The following is a 14400-nucleotide window of genomic DNA, read 5'->3' on the forward strand; positions in this document are numbered from 1 at the left end:
CATGGCCGAAGTACTCCAGGCAGACAGAAAGGCCGTTCAGAGGGCGGCGTCTTTTCTCCGGGAGGGAAAACTCGTTGCCTTCCCTACCGAGACAGTTTACGGTCTTGGTGCCTGTGCGCTGAACCCTCAGGCTGTGGCTCGAATTTTCGAGGTGAAAGAGCGCCCCTTCTTTGACCCGCTGATCGTTCACGTGGCTACGCTTGAGATGGCCAGGGAAGTCTGTGAATTTCTGGATCCCCGGGCTTTGCTCCTTGTCGAGCGTTTCTGGCCCGGACCACTCACCCTTGTTCTCCCCAAAAGGCCTGTTATTCCTGACATCGTTACCGCAGGGCTGCCAACCGTGGGAGTACGAATGCCTGCTCATCCTGTGGCTCTTGAGCTCATCAGAGAAGCCGGGGTTCCCGTTGCCGCACCAAGTGCGAATCTCTTCGGGCACCTGAGCCCTACGACGGCTGCTCACGTTGTCAAGCAAATCGGAGACCGGATTGACCTTGTTCTTGATGGTGGCCAGTGTCCCATTGGCGTGGAGTCAACGGTTCTTGAGCTCCTTGAGGAGCCGGTGCTCCTTAGGCCTGGAGGAATTCCCCTTGAGGACCTTGAAAGGGCCATAGGGAAGATTCGGGTAGGTTCTCTGAAAGATGGTCCTCGTGCTCCTGGGCAGCTCCCTTTCCACTATGCTCCCCGTGTTCCCCTGCGCATTGTCCCTCAGGAAACCCCTCCCCCTCCGGGGTTCCGGGTGGGGTTGCTGGCCTTTCGGGTGGTGCGGCATCCGGAGTGGTTTGCGAAGGTTGAAATCCTCTCGTCAAACGGGGATCTCCGGGAGGCAGCGACCAATTTCTTTGCCTGTCTTCACCGCCTGGAGGAGGCTGGCCTTGACCTTATTTTCGCCGAACCGGTGCCCGAAGTTGGTCTGGGAAGGGCCATCATGGATCGTTTACGTAAGGCTGAGGCAAAAACCCTTCAGTGAGGTGGATGCATATGGCTCTGGTTCTCGTTACCGGTGGCAGTGGTCTTCTGGGATCCTGGGTGACGTACTATCTTGTGGATCGAGGGAAAAGAGTGCTGTCCTTTGACCTTCGGGAGGCCAACCAGGATTACCTTGAGGATCGGAGGAGTGCCATCGTTTTTTTTCGGGGAAGCGTTCTGGAATGGTCTCATCTGGTGCAACTTTTCTCCAGCTTTCCCGACATTGAAGGCATCATTCATACCCCTGCGGTGATGGCCTCTCCACGGTACTGGAACGATCCTTACGCTGCTACTTTTCTCAACGTCGTTGGTACCCTCAATCTCCTGGAATGTGCTCGTCTTTTTAGGATTCCAAAGTTCCTCTACGTGAGTTCTGGTGCTGTTTATGGAGAGACCAAAGACAATCCCGGAGAACTCACCCATCCCGTGAATCCCTCAGATCTCTACGGAGCAAGTAAGGCCAGTGCGGAGTACCTCGCGCTCCAGTACGGTCACCACTATGGTATTGACGTCCGCATTGTCCGTCCTTACTTCTTTTTCGGTCCGGGTCTTCTGCCCTCAGAAATGACCCCTGTTTTTCGGGTTCTTCTCGGATCCCTTGAAGGCCTTGAGGGGCTTGTTCTTGAAAGCGGAAGGGACCAGAGACTTGGCTTCACCTACGTGAAGGACACGGCCTGGGGGACGGTGCTGGCCTATGAGAAGGAACACTTAAGATACCGTATCTTCAACATCGCTACGTCTGAGGTGACGAGCTTCCCCGACCTTGCCCGCCTTGCGCAAAAATACAGCGACCATCCCCAGGAGGTCATCCTTGGTCCTGGCAAGCTTTTTCCTCGCGGGGAAACGCTCGATATTACTCTGGCCCGAGAAGAACTGGGGTTTGAGCCTCACTACCGGATGGAGGAGGCCGTGGCAGAGTACGCTCGCTGGGTGAAAAGGGAATTGCAGAGGAGAAATCGAAAGAGGACCGTGCAGGAATACGAACGCTGAGGGGGTGAGGTTCTGTGGAGTATGGTGTCGGGAAGCTCGAACGGGTTGTTGTGGTGAGCATTTTCCCGGGGGAGTACGTTCTTGAAACCCTTGAGGAGGTCATCCGTAGAGAACGTATCGAACACGGGGTCATTCTCTCTGGCTTTGGGACCCTGAGCGAGGTTCATCTCCACTGGGTGACAACAACGGGCCTGCCGCCTGTAGAGCGTTTCGAGAAGTACGAGGGACCTTTTGAGCTCCTCTCCCTAAGCGGTGTTATCGTCGGTGGGGAACCCCACATCCATGCGGTGGTTTCAAATCCTCGGGGAGCCTATGGGGGGCATCTTGAGCGCGGTAACAAGGTCCTCTACCTTTGCGAAGTCGCCATTGGGGTTCTCGCTGGAGTGGCGATGAGGCGAGAACAGACACCTCATGGCATCAGGCAGCTGCGCTTTGATCAATAAGGGGTGCAGTGCATGAGGGTCCGGAGGACAGAAGAGCTTTTTCGGAGCTTCTTCTTTTGTGCGTGCTGGGTTGGACTCATTGTTCTGGGTGTTGCCTTTCGGGCATCTGCCTGTGGTACGGGAGAGGAAGTTGAAGCTCTTCAGACCGTTGCCGGGTTCGGACGGAAACTCCAGGAGGTCAACCTCCTTGCTCCTCGGGAGGTTTGCGAGGGGCTTCTACGGCAGCATTATACCTCTTATGTGGCTTCGGGACTCCTCAAACAATGGTTCCAGAACCCCCAGCAGGCTCTGGGGAGGTACGGTTCCAGTCCGTGGCCGGACAGAATCGAGATCCGGGGATACATCAAGGAGGACAAGGGAAGGTACGTTGTTTTTGGAGAGGTGGTAGAGGTGACAAGCGTTCCCGGCGAGGAGCGAAGGGGGGAGGTACTCCTTCTTGTGGAGAGAGTTGGTGATCGATGGTGGATTACCGAAGCACAGAAACAGGTTCTCGGCCTGACCCTTCCTGGAGTGTATGGAGCGAAGGGGGGAGACGGGCATGGCTTCCAAGGTTGACACACCCCCTTGGGAAACATATAATTCTTCCGATGCTGGAAAGTTGGAAGAGAAAGGTGGCACTGTTTCGATGGTAGAGGTGACAAAAAAAGAGGAAAAAGAGAAGCACGTTTTTGAGCTCGAAGTAGAGGTAGCAAAAGAGCGGGTTGACCAGGTTCTCGAGAGCATTTACCGGGACTTCAACTTTCGAGTTACGGTGCCGGGCTTCCGCAGGGGTCGGGTTCCTCGGGCCATTCTTCGTGCCCGTCTGGGAAAAGAAGCCTTTCTGGATGAGCTGGTGCACCGTCTCGTTCCGGAGGTGGCAAAGGAGGTCCTGGAAAGGGAAGGCATTGATGTGGTGGGGGAACCCGATGTGGAAATCCTCCACGTGGAGGAAGGAGAGCCTCTCCGTTTTCGTTTGAAGGTCATTGAGAGTCCCGAAGTCCTTCTGGCCCGTCCTGAAGAACTCGAGGTGCGAAAGTACCGCCTCGAGGTTCGGGAAAGCGACGTCGACGCGTATATTGAGGAACTCCGCAGGCGTTTTGGGCAATGGGAGGAGCAGGAGGGACCGGTGGTGTCGGGAGATACGGTGATTGTCGCCGTAGGGGACAAGCAGTACACGGTGCAGGCGGGGGGTGAGCAGCATCCCCTGGCTCAGGAGGTTCTTGGCATGCGACGGGGAGAGCGACGGACGGTTACTCTCGAGGGCGAGGAGAAAGAACTGGAGGTCCGTACCGTTTTCCGAAAGCGACTCCCCGAAGTGAATGAAGAGTTCGTCAAGCGTTTTGGGGAAGATTATGCATCGGTGGAGGCCTTTCGAGAAGGTATTCGGAAGATCCTCGAGGGGCAAGCTCAGGAGATGGTGCAGGAGCGCCTGCAGGAGGAGGCTGTGGTCGCCCTCTGCCAGAAGTCGCAGGTCTACATTCCTGAGCCCCTTCTTGAGGAAGAAACCCGAAGGGTCATCCAGCTTTTTGAAGAGCGGTTGCGAGAAAGTGGAACCACCCTCGAGCGATACCTTGAGCTTACGGGGTACGATTTCGCCACGTTTACCGAGAAAATGCGCAATGTTGCTCGCTGGAGACTGAAGAAACACTTCGTTCTTGAGAAGTACGCCAGGGAGTACGGTCTTGAAGTGACTGAAGAAGAGCTCCATCGCCTTGTGGAGAGTGTTGCACAACGCACTGGAAAGCCGCTTGAAAAGGTGGCAGAACGCCTTGTCCGGAGCAATGCTCTGGTGGAGGCCGCAAACCGCCTCCTTTCGAGCAAGCTCGTTGAAGACCTCCTCTCGAGGGTGAGAATACAGGAAACCGCAGAACCCTTGAATTTTGATCAGTGGCAAGCTCTGGGAGATCCTGAAGAGGAGATGGTTCAGGGATGAAAGAGCCCCGTTTGAGTTACCTTGTACCCATTGTGGTGGAGCAGACCCCAAGAGGTGAGCGAGCCTATGACATTTACTCCCGTCTCTTGCAGGATCGCATCGTCTTTCTGGGAACGGAAATCGACGATACCGTCGCAAACCTTGTCATTGCCCAGCTCCTTTTCCTTGAAGCAATGAACAAAGAGAAGGATATCAACCTCTACATCAACAGTCCCGGAGGTTCGGTTTCGGCGACGCTGGCCATCTACGACACCATCCAGTACATCAAGCCTGATGTTGCAACCATCTGTATTGGGCAGGCCGCAAGTGGAGCGGCGGTCATTCTTGCTGCCGGAACCAAAGGTAAGCGGATGGCACTCCCCAATTCCCGGATCATGATTCATCAGCCCCTTGGGGGTGCGCAGGGACAGGTGACGGACATCGAAATCCACGCCCGGGAAATGGTGAAGATCCGGGAGAAGCTCAATGAAATCCTCGCTCGCCATACTGGCCAGTCCATCGAGAAAATTCGCAAGGACACAGAGCGGGACTTTTTCATGTCCCCCGAGGAGGCACGGGAATACGGGCTTATAGATCGGGTTCTGTATCCGGAAGAGAAGAGCAAGAAGGAGACCAGAGAGGATGCCGAAATTTGAGGAGGAGAAGATTAAGTTGCGGTGTTCCTTCTGTGGCAAAACACAGCAGGAAGTGCGAAAGCTCATTGCGGGTCCGGGAGTGTACATCTGTGACGAGTGCGTAGAACTCTGCAACGAGATTCTCAAAGAGGACTCCCGGAAAAGCAAGAAGGAGTTCGTTCTTGAGGAGCTCCCCTCACCCCGCGCGATCAAGGCTTTCCTTGACCAGTACGTTATCGGTCAGGAGCGGGCGAAAATCATCCTTTCCGTTGCCGTATACAACCACTACAAACGGATCATGCAACCCAGGGATTCCCAGGACGTGGAGATTGAAAAGAGCAACATTCTGCTTCTTGGGCCGACTGGATCGGGGAAGACACTCCTTGCCAGGACCCTGGCGCGTTTTCTGAACGTCCCCTTCGCCATTGCGGATGCCACGACGCTCACCGAAGCCGGGTATGTGGGAGAAGACGTCGAGAACATCCTCCTTCGCCTTCTTCAGAACGCTAACTTTGACGTCAAAAGGGCGGAAAAGGGCATCGTTTACATCGATGAAATCGACAAAATTGCCCGCAAAGGGGAAAATCCCTCCATCACCCGGGACGTTTCTGGAGAAGGCGTGCAACAGGCACTTCTGAAGATTCTTGAGGGGACCGTTGCGAACGTTCCTCCTCAGGGTGGCCGAAAGCATCCGCACCAGGAATTCATCCAGGTGAACACCGAGAATATCCTCTTCATCTGCGGTGGTGCCTTTGTAGGCCTTGAGCGCATTATTGAGAATCGCCTGAAGGATCGGAAAATCGGTTTTGGTGCCCGTGAGAGCCTTGCCGAAAAGGAACTCTCCCGGAATATTCTCCATGAAGTGCAACCGGAAGACCTCCTGAAGTTCGGCATGATTCCCGAGTTCATTGGCAGGGTACCGATTATCTGTGCCCTTGACCCCCTCACCGAAGACGACTTAGTACGCATCCTCACCGAGCCCAGAAATAGTCTCGTCCGGCAGTATCAGAAGCTTTTCGAAATGGAGGGTGTGGAGCTCATCTTCACCGAGGGAGCCTTGCGACTCATTGCCCGCGAGGCCCTGGCCAAAGGCACCGGTGCCCGGGGGCTTCGGGCAATTATGGAGCGGCTCATGACTGACCTCATGTTTGAAATCCCCTCACGGAGGGATATCAAAAAGGTTGTCATCAACGAGGCCTTTGTGAAGGGTGAGAATCTCCTCTTTTTCAGGGAAACTCGGGAAGAGAAGCTCGCGTGAGGTACCATGGAGAAGTCCGTTGCTCTTCCACCGGTCTTTGAGGCCCAGGCGGTAGAAGAAAAGTGGTACGAATTCTGGGAAAAGAACGGCTACTTTATTCCTTCCCCGGACCCTCAGAAACCTCCTTTTTCCATCGTTATTCCTCCCCCAAACGTGACGGGGCACCTCCACATGGGCCATGCCCTGAATCTCACCCTCCAGGATATTGTTATCCGGGCAAAGCGCATGCAGGGGTACGCAGCCCTCTGGCTTCCTGGCACAGACCATGCGGGGATTGCCACACAGAACGTCGTTGAACGGCAGCTTGCCAGGGAGGGTCTCAGCCGCCACGATCTGGGTCGGGAGAAGTTTCTGGAGCGGGTCTGGGAATGGAAAGAGACGTACCATGCAAGAATCGTGCAACAGCTCAAGCGTATGGGAGCCTCTTGTGACTGGACCCGGGAACGATTCACGATGGATGCTGGTCTTTCCCGAGCAGTGCGAGAGGTCTTCGTGCGGCTTTTTGAAGAGGGCTTGATTTACCAGGGTGAGTACATCGTCAACTGGTGTCCCCGCTGTGAGACGGCTCTCGCGGATATCGAGGTGGAGTATCGGGAAATCCCTGGGAAACTCTATTACATTCGCTATCCCCTTGTTGATGGGACAGGTTTTCTGGTTGTGGCCACCACACGTCCTGAAACCCTTCTTGGGGACGTGGCCCTGGCGGTTCATCCTGAGGACCCGAGGTACCGGCACGTTCTCGGGAAGAGGGTTCGCCTCCCGCTTTTGGACCGGGAAATCCCTGTTATCGCTGACGAGTACGTGGATCGCGAGTTTGGCACTGGTGTCCTCAAGGTTACCCCAGGTCATGACCCTCACGATTTTGAGCTGGGGCGACGGCACAATCTCTCGGTTATTCGGGTTATTGACACGCGGGGTGTGATGACCGAGGGTGCGGGACCGTTCGCGGGGCTCCCCCGAGAGGCGGCTCGGGAGGCAGTGCTTCGAGCTCTTGAGGAAAAGGGGCTTCTGGAGAAGGTTGAAGAACATCGCCACGCTGTCGGGCACTGTTACCGGTGCGGAGTGGTGATTGAGCCTCTCGTGTCCCGACAGTGGTTCGTCCGGATGAAGGAACTCGCCCGTCCTGCAATCCAGGCGGTTCTGGAGGGGCGGGTTGTCTTTGTCCCGGAGCGCTGGACCAGGGTCTACTTCGAATGGATGGAGAACATCAGGGACTGGTGCATTTCCCGGCAAATCTGGTGGGGCCACCGGATTCCGGTGTTTTACTGTCAGTCCTGTGGGTATGTTTTCGCCCATCGGGAGACACCTTTGAGCTGTCCCAGATGTAACGGTGTGGTTGTGCAGGATGAGGACGTTCTCGACACCTGGTTCAGTTCCGCCCTCTGGCCTTTCTCAACACTGGGCTGGCCCGAAAAGACCGAGGATCTCAACCGCTTCTATCCGACCTCGCTTTTGGTTACGGGTTTCGACATCATCTTCTTCTGGGTGGCCCGGATGATTATGATGGGCCTCAAGTTCATGGGAGAGGTCCCTTTCCGCAAGGTATACATCACGCCTCTTGTGCGAGACGAAGCAGGGCGGAAGATGAGCAAATCCCTGGGAAATGCCATCGATCCTCTGGAAGTTGTCGAGAAATACGGAAGCGATGCCCTGCGTTTTGCCCTGGCCTGGCTTACGGTTCAGGGGCGGGACATTCACCTTTCCCTGAAGAGGATAGAAGCAGCACGAACCTTTGTGAACAAACTCTGGAACGCTTCCCGTTTTGTCCTGATGAACCTCGAGGGATATTCTTTCCTTCCCCTTGAGGCGGGAGAACTCGACCTCAAAGACCGGTGGATTCTCTCCCGCTTTCAGAAGGTACTCCGTTCGGCCACGGAACAGCTTGAAGCCCTGGAATTTGGAGATTTTGTTCAGCTCCTCTATGATTTTGTCTGGAGTGAATACTGCGACTGGTATGTGGAGTGGAGCAAGGAAGACCTCTACCGGGGAGGGGAGAGTAAGCGAAGAGCTACACAGAACGTTCTCCTCTCAGTCTTGAGCGGCCTTCTGCGCCTCCTCCATCCTGTTACCCCCTTTGTGACTGAGGAGATCTGGCAGTACCTCCCAGCCCCCTACAAAGTGGCAGAGAGCATCATAATTGCTCCCTGGCCTCGGGAGGATACTCAATGGATCAGTGAGGACGCAGAGCGCGACGTTGCCTTTCTCCAGGAACTCATCCGTGAAATCCGGTACCTGCGGGCGGAGCTCAACATTGCTCCTTCAGTGGAAGGCGTGGTATGGCTGAGCTGTGAAGAAGACGATACTGTGCGTCTTCTGTCTTCCACAAGGCGATATGTCGAGCAACTTGCGAAATGCCGTGTGGAACGGATTGGGAAGCACCTCTTCCGGCCGGGCCAGGTGGCCTTAGGTCGGGTACGGGGTGTGGACGTGTTCTTCCTTGTGGAGGGCGTTGTGGATCTCGAGAAAGAAACCCAGCGCCTTTTGAAAAAGCTCACGGATCTTGAGGGGGATCTGGAGCAGCTGGAGAAGAAGCTCCAGAACGAGAATTTCCTTACCCGCGCTCCTCAGGAAGTCGTGGAGCAGGAAAGGGAACGGTACAGAGGAGTGCGGGAAGAAACTGAGCGGCTTAAGCGACTCCTTGGGGGTATCCGATGAAACTGCCGATGCCGTTGCGGCGGAAAGACCCGGTGGAGACGCTCATTGTCCTTCTGGGCGCGGTTTTGGTGGTGGTCTTTGCCTTCTTTATGGCCCGTGGGGATCTCGACCGTTACGCGGAGCTTCTTGTGACTAAAGAGATTCCTCCCCTTGTTGAGGTTGTGGAGAAAGAGGAGCTCGTTCCTGTTTCGCCTCTTGAACAGTGGGCACAGGAATTCCCCCAGTCCTCCCCCATCGGGATTGCGGAAGAAGTTCCCTCTCCAATTCCTCCGGCACGGGAAGAAAGTGGAAAATCCGGAGGAGTACAGGAGAGACCGCAGCCGCCCCGAGAAATCCGCAAGGAAACCCCTCCTCCTGTAGAGGGTCAGGCTTTTCTTCAGGCGGGAGCATTTTCCCAGGAGAAAAATGCCCGGGCAATGGTAGAGACACTCCGGCGGTTTGGGTATACTGCCACGATCGAGCGTGTTTCGGGGATGTACCGAGTGAGGGTGTACGGCTTTTCTTCCCTTGAGGAGGCCAAGAAAGCAGCAGCTCGACTCCGGTCTCAGGGCATTGAGTGTTTTGCAGGAAGGTGAAAGGGGAGCCACCATGACACTTCGGGAGGTCAAAGAGATTCTTGAAGCTGAAGTCCTGGCGTGCGAGGACCTTCTTGATCGGGAACCGAGGTCAGCCTGTGGGAGCGACCTTTTGAGCGATGTTCTGGCTTTCACAAAGGAGAACTCCCTTCTCCTCACAGGTCTCACGAACCCTCAGGTGATCCGCACCGCGGAGATGAGTGATCTCATTGGCGTGGTGTTCGTGCGCGGGAAGCGCCCTGAACCGGCGACCGTTGAGCTTGCGGTCATGAAGAGGATTCCCCTCTTGGCTACGAGGCTCCCCATGTATGAGGCCTGTGGAAGGTTGTACATGCGGGGGCTTCGGGGTTGCAGCGAAGTGGAATGACCGATGAGAAACCCCTTATCGAAATCGAACGCAGAATCACAGGAGGGGATTTCCAGAGCGCTGGGGATGTGTCCAGTGAGCTCAAGAGGGTTCTCCAGCAGATTGGTTTTCCTGCAGCCTTCAGTCGCCGAGTGGTGATTGCCGCCTATGAGGCAGAGATGAACGTGGTGATTCATGCTTTCTGGGGGGTTTTTCGGGCCTGGATTTTCCCGCAGCGCATTCACATCGAGGTGGACGACGAAGGTCCGGGAATCCCTGATCTTGAGCTTGCCTTCCAGGAAGGGTACTCCACCGCGCCTCCCCATATTCGCGAGATGGGCTTTGGAGCAGGGTACGGCCTCTCGAATATGAAGAAGTGTTCCGACCGCCTTGAGATCGACACCCGTGTTGGTGAGGGAACAAAAGTGATTATGGACTTTTTCTTGAATCCTGATTCTTGAGGTAGATGAGAACACGTGGAGGCTTACCATTCGGTAGTTCTCGATGAAGAAAAATGCAAGGGATGCACGCACTGCATCCGGCGCTGCCCTACGGAGGCGATTCGAGTCAAGGGTGGGAAGGCCCGCATCGATGAAGAGCGGTGCATTGACTGTGGAGAATGCATACGAACCTGCCCGAATCACGCCAAGTACGCCCAGGCAGACCCTCTCGAGGCCATTCAGAGGTTCCGGTACCGGGTTGCACTCCCCGCACCGGCTTTTTACGCCCAGTTCAAGTTCACTATCCCTCTGGGGAAGGTTCTCAACGGCCTTTTGCGCCTGGGATTCCATGAGGTCTTTGAGGTTGCCCGGGGAGCAGAAATCCTCTCAGCGGAAATCGCGAGGTTCCTGGAAAAAAGGAATCTGGTCCTGCCGGTGATATCCTCGGCATGTCCCGCCGTCGTTCGTCTTGTAGAGGTCAAATTTCCTTCCCTTCTTGATAATCTCCTTCCCCTTGACTCGCCTCTTGGCGTGGCGGCGAAAATCGCCCGTCTCCGGGCTCTCGAGAGGGGGTACCGCTCGGAGGAAGTGGGGGTCTTCTTCATCACCCCCTGTCCGGCAAAAGTAACGGAAGTTCGCCAGAGTGGAGAAGGCCTGGGGAGAATCGATGGGGCCATCTCCATGGCCAGTATCTACACCCGGCTCATGAATGAACTCCACCTTGTGGAGGATAGGCCGGAGCTTCAGATTGCTGGGTTCCGGGGTATCGGATGGGCTCGGTCTGGGGGAGAGCAGGAGTCTCTTGGCGAAGGGGAATACATGGCTGTTGATGGCATTCACAATGTGATCTCGGTCTTTGAGAAAATCGAAATGGGGGAGCTCAGGGGAGTGGTGTACTGCGAGGCCCAGGCCTGTGTTGGTGGATGTGTGGGAGGGGTCCTGGCGGTACAGAATCCCTTTATCGCCAAAGTCAATGTGAACCATCTCCTGAAGAAATACAGCGTGTTTCGCCCGTGGAGTGAAGAGGAGATGGAGGCGTGGCGAAAAGCGGGCATTTTTGTCCGAGAGCGGGCTTATGAAGCCAAGGAGGTTCTAAAGCTCGATCAGAACTTCCAGCGGGCCATGGAGAAATACCAGCAGATAGAGAAACTCCTTGAGCTCTTGCCTGGACTGGACTGCGGTGCCTGTGGCTCGCCGACGTGTCGGGCTCTGGCAGAGGATGTCGTTCAGGGGAAAGCCGAAGAAGTGGACTGTCCATTTCTCCTTCGCGACAACATGCTCGAGTTGGCTCGAGAAATCTATGCCCTGGCAAGCCGGGTACCACAAACCATGGCGGGGAAGAGGAGGGAGGACATTGGCGGTCAAAATTCGAGATCTCGTGGAACCCCTTGAGGCGACGGTGCTTGTGGCTGGGGATATGGAAAGAGAGGTCAGGGGAGGATACTGTGGGGATCTCCTCAGTGACTGTATTGCCCACGCGGTTGAGGACAGTGTCTGGGTAACCGTACAGTCCCACCCAAATGTTATCGCCGTTGCCATTCTCGTCGGCATTCCCTGTGTGGTAGTGGTCAACAACTACGATGTGGACAAAGAAACTCTTGACCGTGCTCAGAAAGAGGGTATCACGGTGCTCCGGACTCCTCTGAGTGCTTTTGAGGCGGTGGCCCGCCTTTCGGCTCTGGGAATACCGGGGAAAAAGCGCCGTGAGCATTAGAGCATTTACCGCAGACCTTCACATCCACACTGTCCTATCTCCCTGTGCCCGGCGAGACATGCTTCCACACTGTATTGTTCTTGAGGCCTTAGAGAAGGGCCTTGATTGCATCGCGGTGACTGACCACAATGCCTGCGACAACGTTGCGGTGACGCTCTCCCTTGGGGAGAGGTTCGGGCTCTGGGTCATTCCCGGTATAGAGGTGGAGACTAAAGAAGAGGTACATCTCCTCGCCTATTTTCCTACTCTTGACCACCTTCTGGCTTTCAACCACCTCGTGGAGGAGCATCTTCTCACTTTTCCGCTTGACGCAGAGGTATGGGGAGAGGAGTGGGTTATCGGTGAGGAAGGCAACATCGTTGCCAGAAAGACCTCTCTCCTCACAGTCCCTGTGGCTCTTTCCCTTGAGGATGTGGTGGAGGAGGTAGAACGCCGTCAGGGTGTGGCAGTGCTTGCCCACGTTGACCGGAAAGTGTACAGCGTCTTTTCCCAGCTCGGTTTTCTTCCTCCTGCGCTCCCGGTCAAGGCCCTTGAGATCTCTCCCGCGCTTTCTCCGAAAGAAGCTCAGGAACGTTTTGCCCTTTCCGGATATCCTCTTCTCTCTTTCTCTGATGCCCATGGGCTTTCGGAAATTGGCCAGAGAGTGACACTGTTTCAGATGGCCTCTCCTCAGTGGGAGGAGTTGCTCCTCGCCCTTTCGGGGGAAAAGGGACGCGGTGTTGCTCTCTCCAGTGATGACAATTGTTTGTAAAACAGGTGTTCAATTTCCCCTCCCCGGGGTGTATAGTAGAGTGGTTTTTAGGGGAGCAAAGTGGAGGAAGGGGGAGGGGTGTGTTCGTCGGGCAGTATGCCCATGGGGTCGACGAAAAGGGGCGCATCATCATTCCCAGTGCTTTCCGGGAAAAGCTTGGGGAAAAGGTGTACCTTTCCCGGGGCATCGAGCGGTGCATTTTCCTCTATCCTGAGGACTCCTGGGGTAGTCTCTATGCGAAAATTGCCTCTCTTTCCCTTACCAGGAAGGAAACCCGGGATTTTGCCCGCCTCTTCCTCTCCACGGTAGCCATAACCACCCTGGATGCTCAGGGTCGTATAGCGCTGCCAGCGTATCTTCGCGAGTATGCCCGTATTGGGCGCAAGGTAGTGCTCATCGGTGTGGGGACACGGGTTGAGATCTGGGGAGAAGAACTGTGGCGGGAGTACGTGAGCACGGTTGAGGAACGTTTTGCCGAGATTTCTGAACACATTGTGGATACGGGAATATGACGGTGTTCTTCCACGAACCGGTCATGGTGGAGGAGGTGTGCCACTTTCTCCTCCGGGGAGAGGGAGTCTACGTGGATGCTACCGTGGGTGGAGGCGGACATGCCAGAGCCATCCTTGAGCGCCTGGGACCCTCGTCGATGCTTGTGGGGATTGATCGCGACAGAGAAGCTCTGGATGTGGCGCGCAAGACTCTTGCGCCCTTTGCTTCGCGAGTACGCCTCGTTCACGAACGGTTTTCTCGCCTCAGAGACGTCCTCGCCCCTCTTGGGGTGCAAAAGGTGCGGGGAATCCTCTTTGACCTGGGGGTTTCTTCATGGCAGCTTGAACGAAGCGAGCGCGGGTTCAGTTTCCGCAGGGAGGGACCCCTGGACATGAGGATGGATACGTCGTGGGGGAAAACGGCCTTTGATCTTCTCCATACCCTTTCAGAGGACGAGCTTGCGGAACTTTTCTTCCGTTTTGGGGAAGAACAATACGCTCGTCGTATTGCCCGGGCCATTGTCCGTTACCGCAGAAAGAAGCCGATTGCAACCACAACGGAACTCTCGGAGCTCGTTGCTCGTGTTGCCCCGCGGAGGAAGATTCATCCGGCAACCCGGGTGTTTTTGGCCCTTCGTATCGTGGTGAATGACGAGCTTGGAGAGCTTGAGCGAGCTCTTACCCAGCTTCCCGAGCTTCTTGAGGAGGGAGGGCGGGTGGTGGTTTTGAGTTACCACTCCCTTGAGGATCGTCTGGTGAAGCGCCACTTTCGGCAGAGTTCTTCCCTTCGGGAAGTAACCAGAAAGCCCGTGTTTCCCTCACCAGAAGAGGTTCAGCGGAATCCCCGGGCCCGGAGTGCCAGGTTGCGTGCTGCGGAGAGGGTGAGTTTTCTGGAGGGGAAAGCATGAAGCGGATGCGGTGGCTTTGGGGAGGGGCATTGCTGTTTTTCTTTTCGGTAGCCATGTTGTATCTTGGCATGCAGGCTCTGGTCCTTGAGAAGAGTTTCCTTGTGGCTCAAAAGAGGGTGGTGCTTGAAGACCTTGTCGCAGAGAAGGAACGCCTTGAGTCTGAGGTGGCCACCCTTTCATCCCTTGAACGTATCCGTTCCATTGCCGAGCAACGCCTGGGCATGGTGCCTCCAGAGCGCGTTGTATACGCGGTGGTGGGGAAGGAAATCTTGGGGAAAGAAGAGGGCGAAATTCACGTTGCCTACCATCCGGGGTCAAAGCGCAAAAAAGAGTGACG

Annotated in this window: 17 protein-coding genes; all 17 read left to right on the top strand. The window is 55.7% G+C overall.

The features are described 5' to 3' along the window. The first annotated feature begins 1 nt into the window (after position 1). The 17 genes from ACP6EK_RS06875 (at position 2) to ACP6EK_RS06955 (ending at position 14398) form a co-directional block, all read left to right on the top strand. The gene (locus ACP6EK_RS06875; RefSeq protein WP_438318931.1) at positions 2-967 is read left to right on the top strand and encodes an L-threonylcarbamoyladenylate synthase; all 966 of its coding nucleotides are present in this window, start codon (positions 2-4) and stop codon (positions 965-967) included. Between the two features lie 11 nt (positions 968-978). After that, positions 979-1956: an NAD-dependent epimerase/dehydratase family protein gene (locus ACP6EK_RS06880; protein WP_438314505.1), complete on the top strand. Its 978-nt coding sequence runs from the start codon at positions 979-981 to the stop codon at positions 1954-1956. 14 nt (positions 1957-1970) lie between these two features. Continuing rightward, positions 1971-2399, top strand: coding sequence for a PPC domain-containing DNA-binding protein (locus ACP6EK_RS06885; protein ID WP_438314508.1), 429 nt, complete (start codon positions 1971-1973; stop codon positions 2397-2399). 12 nt (positions 2400-2411) lie between these two features. Next, on the top strand, positions 2412-2954 hold the full coding sequence (locus ACP6EK_RS06890) for a hypothetical protein (protein ID WP_438314511.1): 543 nt from the start codon (positions 2412-2414) through the stop codon (positions 2952-2954). Positions 2955-3024: 70 nt separating this feature from the next. Then, a complete protein-coding gene (tig, locus tag ACP6EK_RS06895; RefSeq protein ID WP_438314514.1) occupies positions 3025-4311 on the top strand; it encodes a trigger factor in 1287 nt (428 codons plus the stop codon). After that, on the top strand, positions 4308-4946 hold the full coding sequence (gene clpP, locus ACP6EK_RS06900; protein WP_017889756.1) for an ATP-dependent Clp endopeptidase proteolytic subunit ClpP: 639 nt from the start codon (positions 4308-4310) through the stop codon (positions 4944-4946). Before tig ends, clpP begins: the two co-directional genes overlap by 4 nt. Next, a complete protein-coding gene (gene clpX, locus ACP6EK_RS06905; RefSeq protein ID WP_438314518.1) occupies positions 4933-6183 on the top strand; it encodes an ATP-dependent Clp protease ATP-binding subunit ClpX in 1251 nt (416 codons plus the stop codon). The genes clpP and clpX overlap by 14 nt, the downstream gene beginning before the upstream one ends. Positions 6184-6189: 6 nt before the next feature. After that, a complete protein-coding gene (locus ACP6EK_RS06910; RefSeq protein ID WP_438314521.1) occupies positions 6190-8838 on the top strand; it encodes a valine--tRNA ligase in 2649 nt (882 codons plus the stop codon). After that, positions 8835-9413, top strand: a complete 579-nt coding sequence (locus ACP6EK_RS06915) for an SPOR domain-containing protein (protein WP_438314524.1) — start codon at positions 8835-8837, stop codon at positions 9411-9413. Before ACP6EK_RS06910 ends, ACP6EK_RS06915 begins: the two co-directional genes overlap by 4 nt. Before the next feature lie 13 nt (positions 9414-9426). Beyond that, positions 9427-9780, top strand: a complete 354-nt coding sequence (locus tag ACP6EK_RS06920; RefSeq protein WP_017889760.1) for a DRTGG domain-containing protein — start codon at positions 9427-9429, stop codon at positions 9778-9780. After that, a complete protein-coding gene (locus tag ACP6EK_RS06925; protein ID WP_438318934.1) occupies positions 9777-10220 on the top strand; it encodes an ATP-binding protein in 444 nt (147 codons plus the stop codon). The genes ACP6EK_RS06920 and ACP6EK_RS06925 overlap by 4 nt, the downstream gene beginning before the upstream one ends. 15 nt (positions 10221-10235) lie before the next feature. Then, positions 10236-11591, top strand: coding sequence for a [Fe-Fe] hydrogenase large subunit C-terminal domain-containing protein (locus tag ACP6EK_RS06930; protein WP_438314527.1), 1356 nt, complete (start codon positions 10236-10238; stop codon positions 11589-11591). Then, a complete protein-coding gene (locus ACP6EK_RS06935; protein WP_438314530.1) occupies positions 11554-11913 on the top strand; it encodes a DRTGG domain-containing protein in 360 nt (119 codons plus the stop codon). Before ACP6EK_RS06930 ends, ACP6EK_RS06935 begins: the two co-directional genes overlap by 38 nt. Next, a complete protein-coding gene (locus ACP6EK_RS06940; RefSeq protein ID WP_438314533.1) occupies positions 11903-12664 on the top strand; it encodes a PHP-associated domain-containing protein in 762 nt (253 codons plus the stop codon). Before ACP6EK_RS06935 ends, ACP6EK_RS06940 begins: the two co-directional genes overlap by 11 nt. An 80-nt stretch (positions 12665-12744) precedes the next feature. Next, positions 12745-13176 carry a division/cell wall cluster transcriptional repressor MraZ gene (gene mraZ, locus ACP6EK_RS06945; protein WP_438314536.1) on the top strand — a complete coding sequence of 144 codons (432 nt, stop codon included), beginning with the start codon at positions 12745-12747 and terminating at the stop codon, positions 13174-13176. Then, positions 13173-14063 (top strand): 16S rRNA (cytosine(1402)-N(4))-methyltransferase RsmH, encoded by an 891-nt coding sequence (gene rsmH / locus ACP6EK_RS06950; RefSeq protein ID WP_438314539.1) that lies wholly within the window; start codon positions 13173-13175, stop codon positions 14061-14063. Before mraZ ends, rsmH begins: the two co-directional genes overlap by 4 nt. Next, positions 14060-14398 carry a hypothetical protein gene (locus tag ACP6EK_RS06955; RefSeq protein WP_438314542.1) on the top strand — a complete coding sequence of 113 codons (339 nt, stop codon included), beginning with the start codon at positions 14060-14062 and terminating at the stop codon, positions 14396-14398. Before rsmH ends, ACP6EK_RS06955 begins: the two co-directional genes overlap by 4 nt. Positions 14399-14400: the final 2 nt, after the last annotated feature.

It is taken from the genome of Candidatus Caldatribacterium sp. SIUC1, assembly GCF_051549785.1.
GTDB lineage: Bacteria > Atribacterota > Atribacteria > Atribacterales > Caldatribacteriaceae > Caldatribacterium.

Excerpts from the sequence above, each read along its gene's own strand:
- ACP6EK_RS06875 (WP_438318931.1), top strand. The coding sequence starts at position 2 with ATGGCCGAAGTACTCCAGGCAGACAGAAAGGCCGTTCAGAGGGCGGCG.
- ACP6EK_RS06880 (WP_438314505.1), top strand. The coding sequence starts at position 979 with ATGGCTCTGGTTCTCGTTACCGGTGGCAGTGGTCTTCTGGGATCCTGG.
- ACP6EK_RS06890 (WP_438314511.1), top strand. The coding sequence starts at position 2,412 with ATGAGGGTCCGGAGGACAGAAGAGCTTTTTCGGAGCTTCTTCTTTTGT.
- tig (WP_438314514.1), top strand. The coding sequence starts at position 3,025 with ATGGTAGAGGTGACAAAAAAAGAGGAAAAAGAGAAGCACGTTTTTGAG.
- clpP (WP_017889756.1), top strand. The coding sequence starts at position 4,308 with ATGAAAGAGCCCCGTTTGAGTTACCTTGTACCCATTGTGGTGGAGCAG.
- clpX (WP_438314518.1), top strand. The coding sequence starts at position 4,933 with ATGCCGAAATTTGAGGAGGAGAAGATTAAGTTGCGGTGTTCCTTCTGT.
- ACP6EK_RS06910 (WP_438314521.1), top strand. The coding sequence starts at position 6,190 with ATGGAGAAGTCCGTTGCTCTTCCACCGGTCTTTGAGGCCCAGGCGGTA.
- ACP6EK_RS06915 (WP_438314524.1), top strand. The coding sequence starts at position 8,835 with ATGAAACTGCCGATGCCGTTGCGGCGGAAAGACCCGGTGGAGACGCTC.
- ACP6EK_RS06920 (WP_017889760.1), top strand. The coding sequence starts at position 9,427 with ATGACACTTCGGGAGGTCAAAGAGATTCTTGAAGCTGAAGTCCTGGCG.
- ACP6EK_RS06925 (WP_438318934.1), top strand. The coding sequence starts at position 9,777 with ATGACCGATGAGAAACCCCTTATCGAAATCGAACGCAGAATCACAGGA.
- rsmH (WP_438314539.1), top strand. The coding sequence starts at position 13,173 with ATGACGGTGTTCTTCCACGAACCGGTCATGGTGGAGGAGGTGTGCCAC.
- ACP6EK_RS06955 (WP_438314542.1), top strand. The coding sequence starts at position 14,060 with ATGAAGCGGATGCGGTGGCTTTGGGGAGGGGCATTGCTGTTTTTCTTT.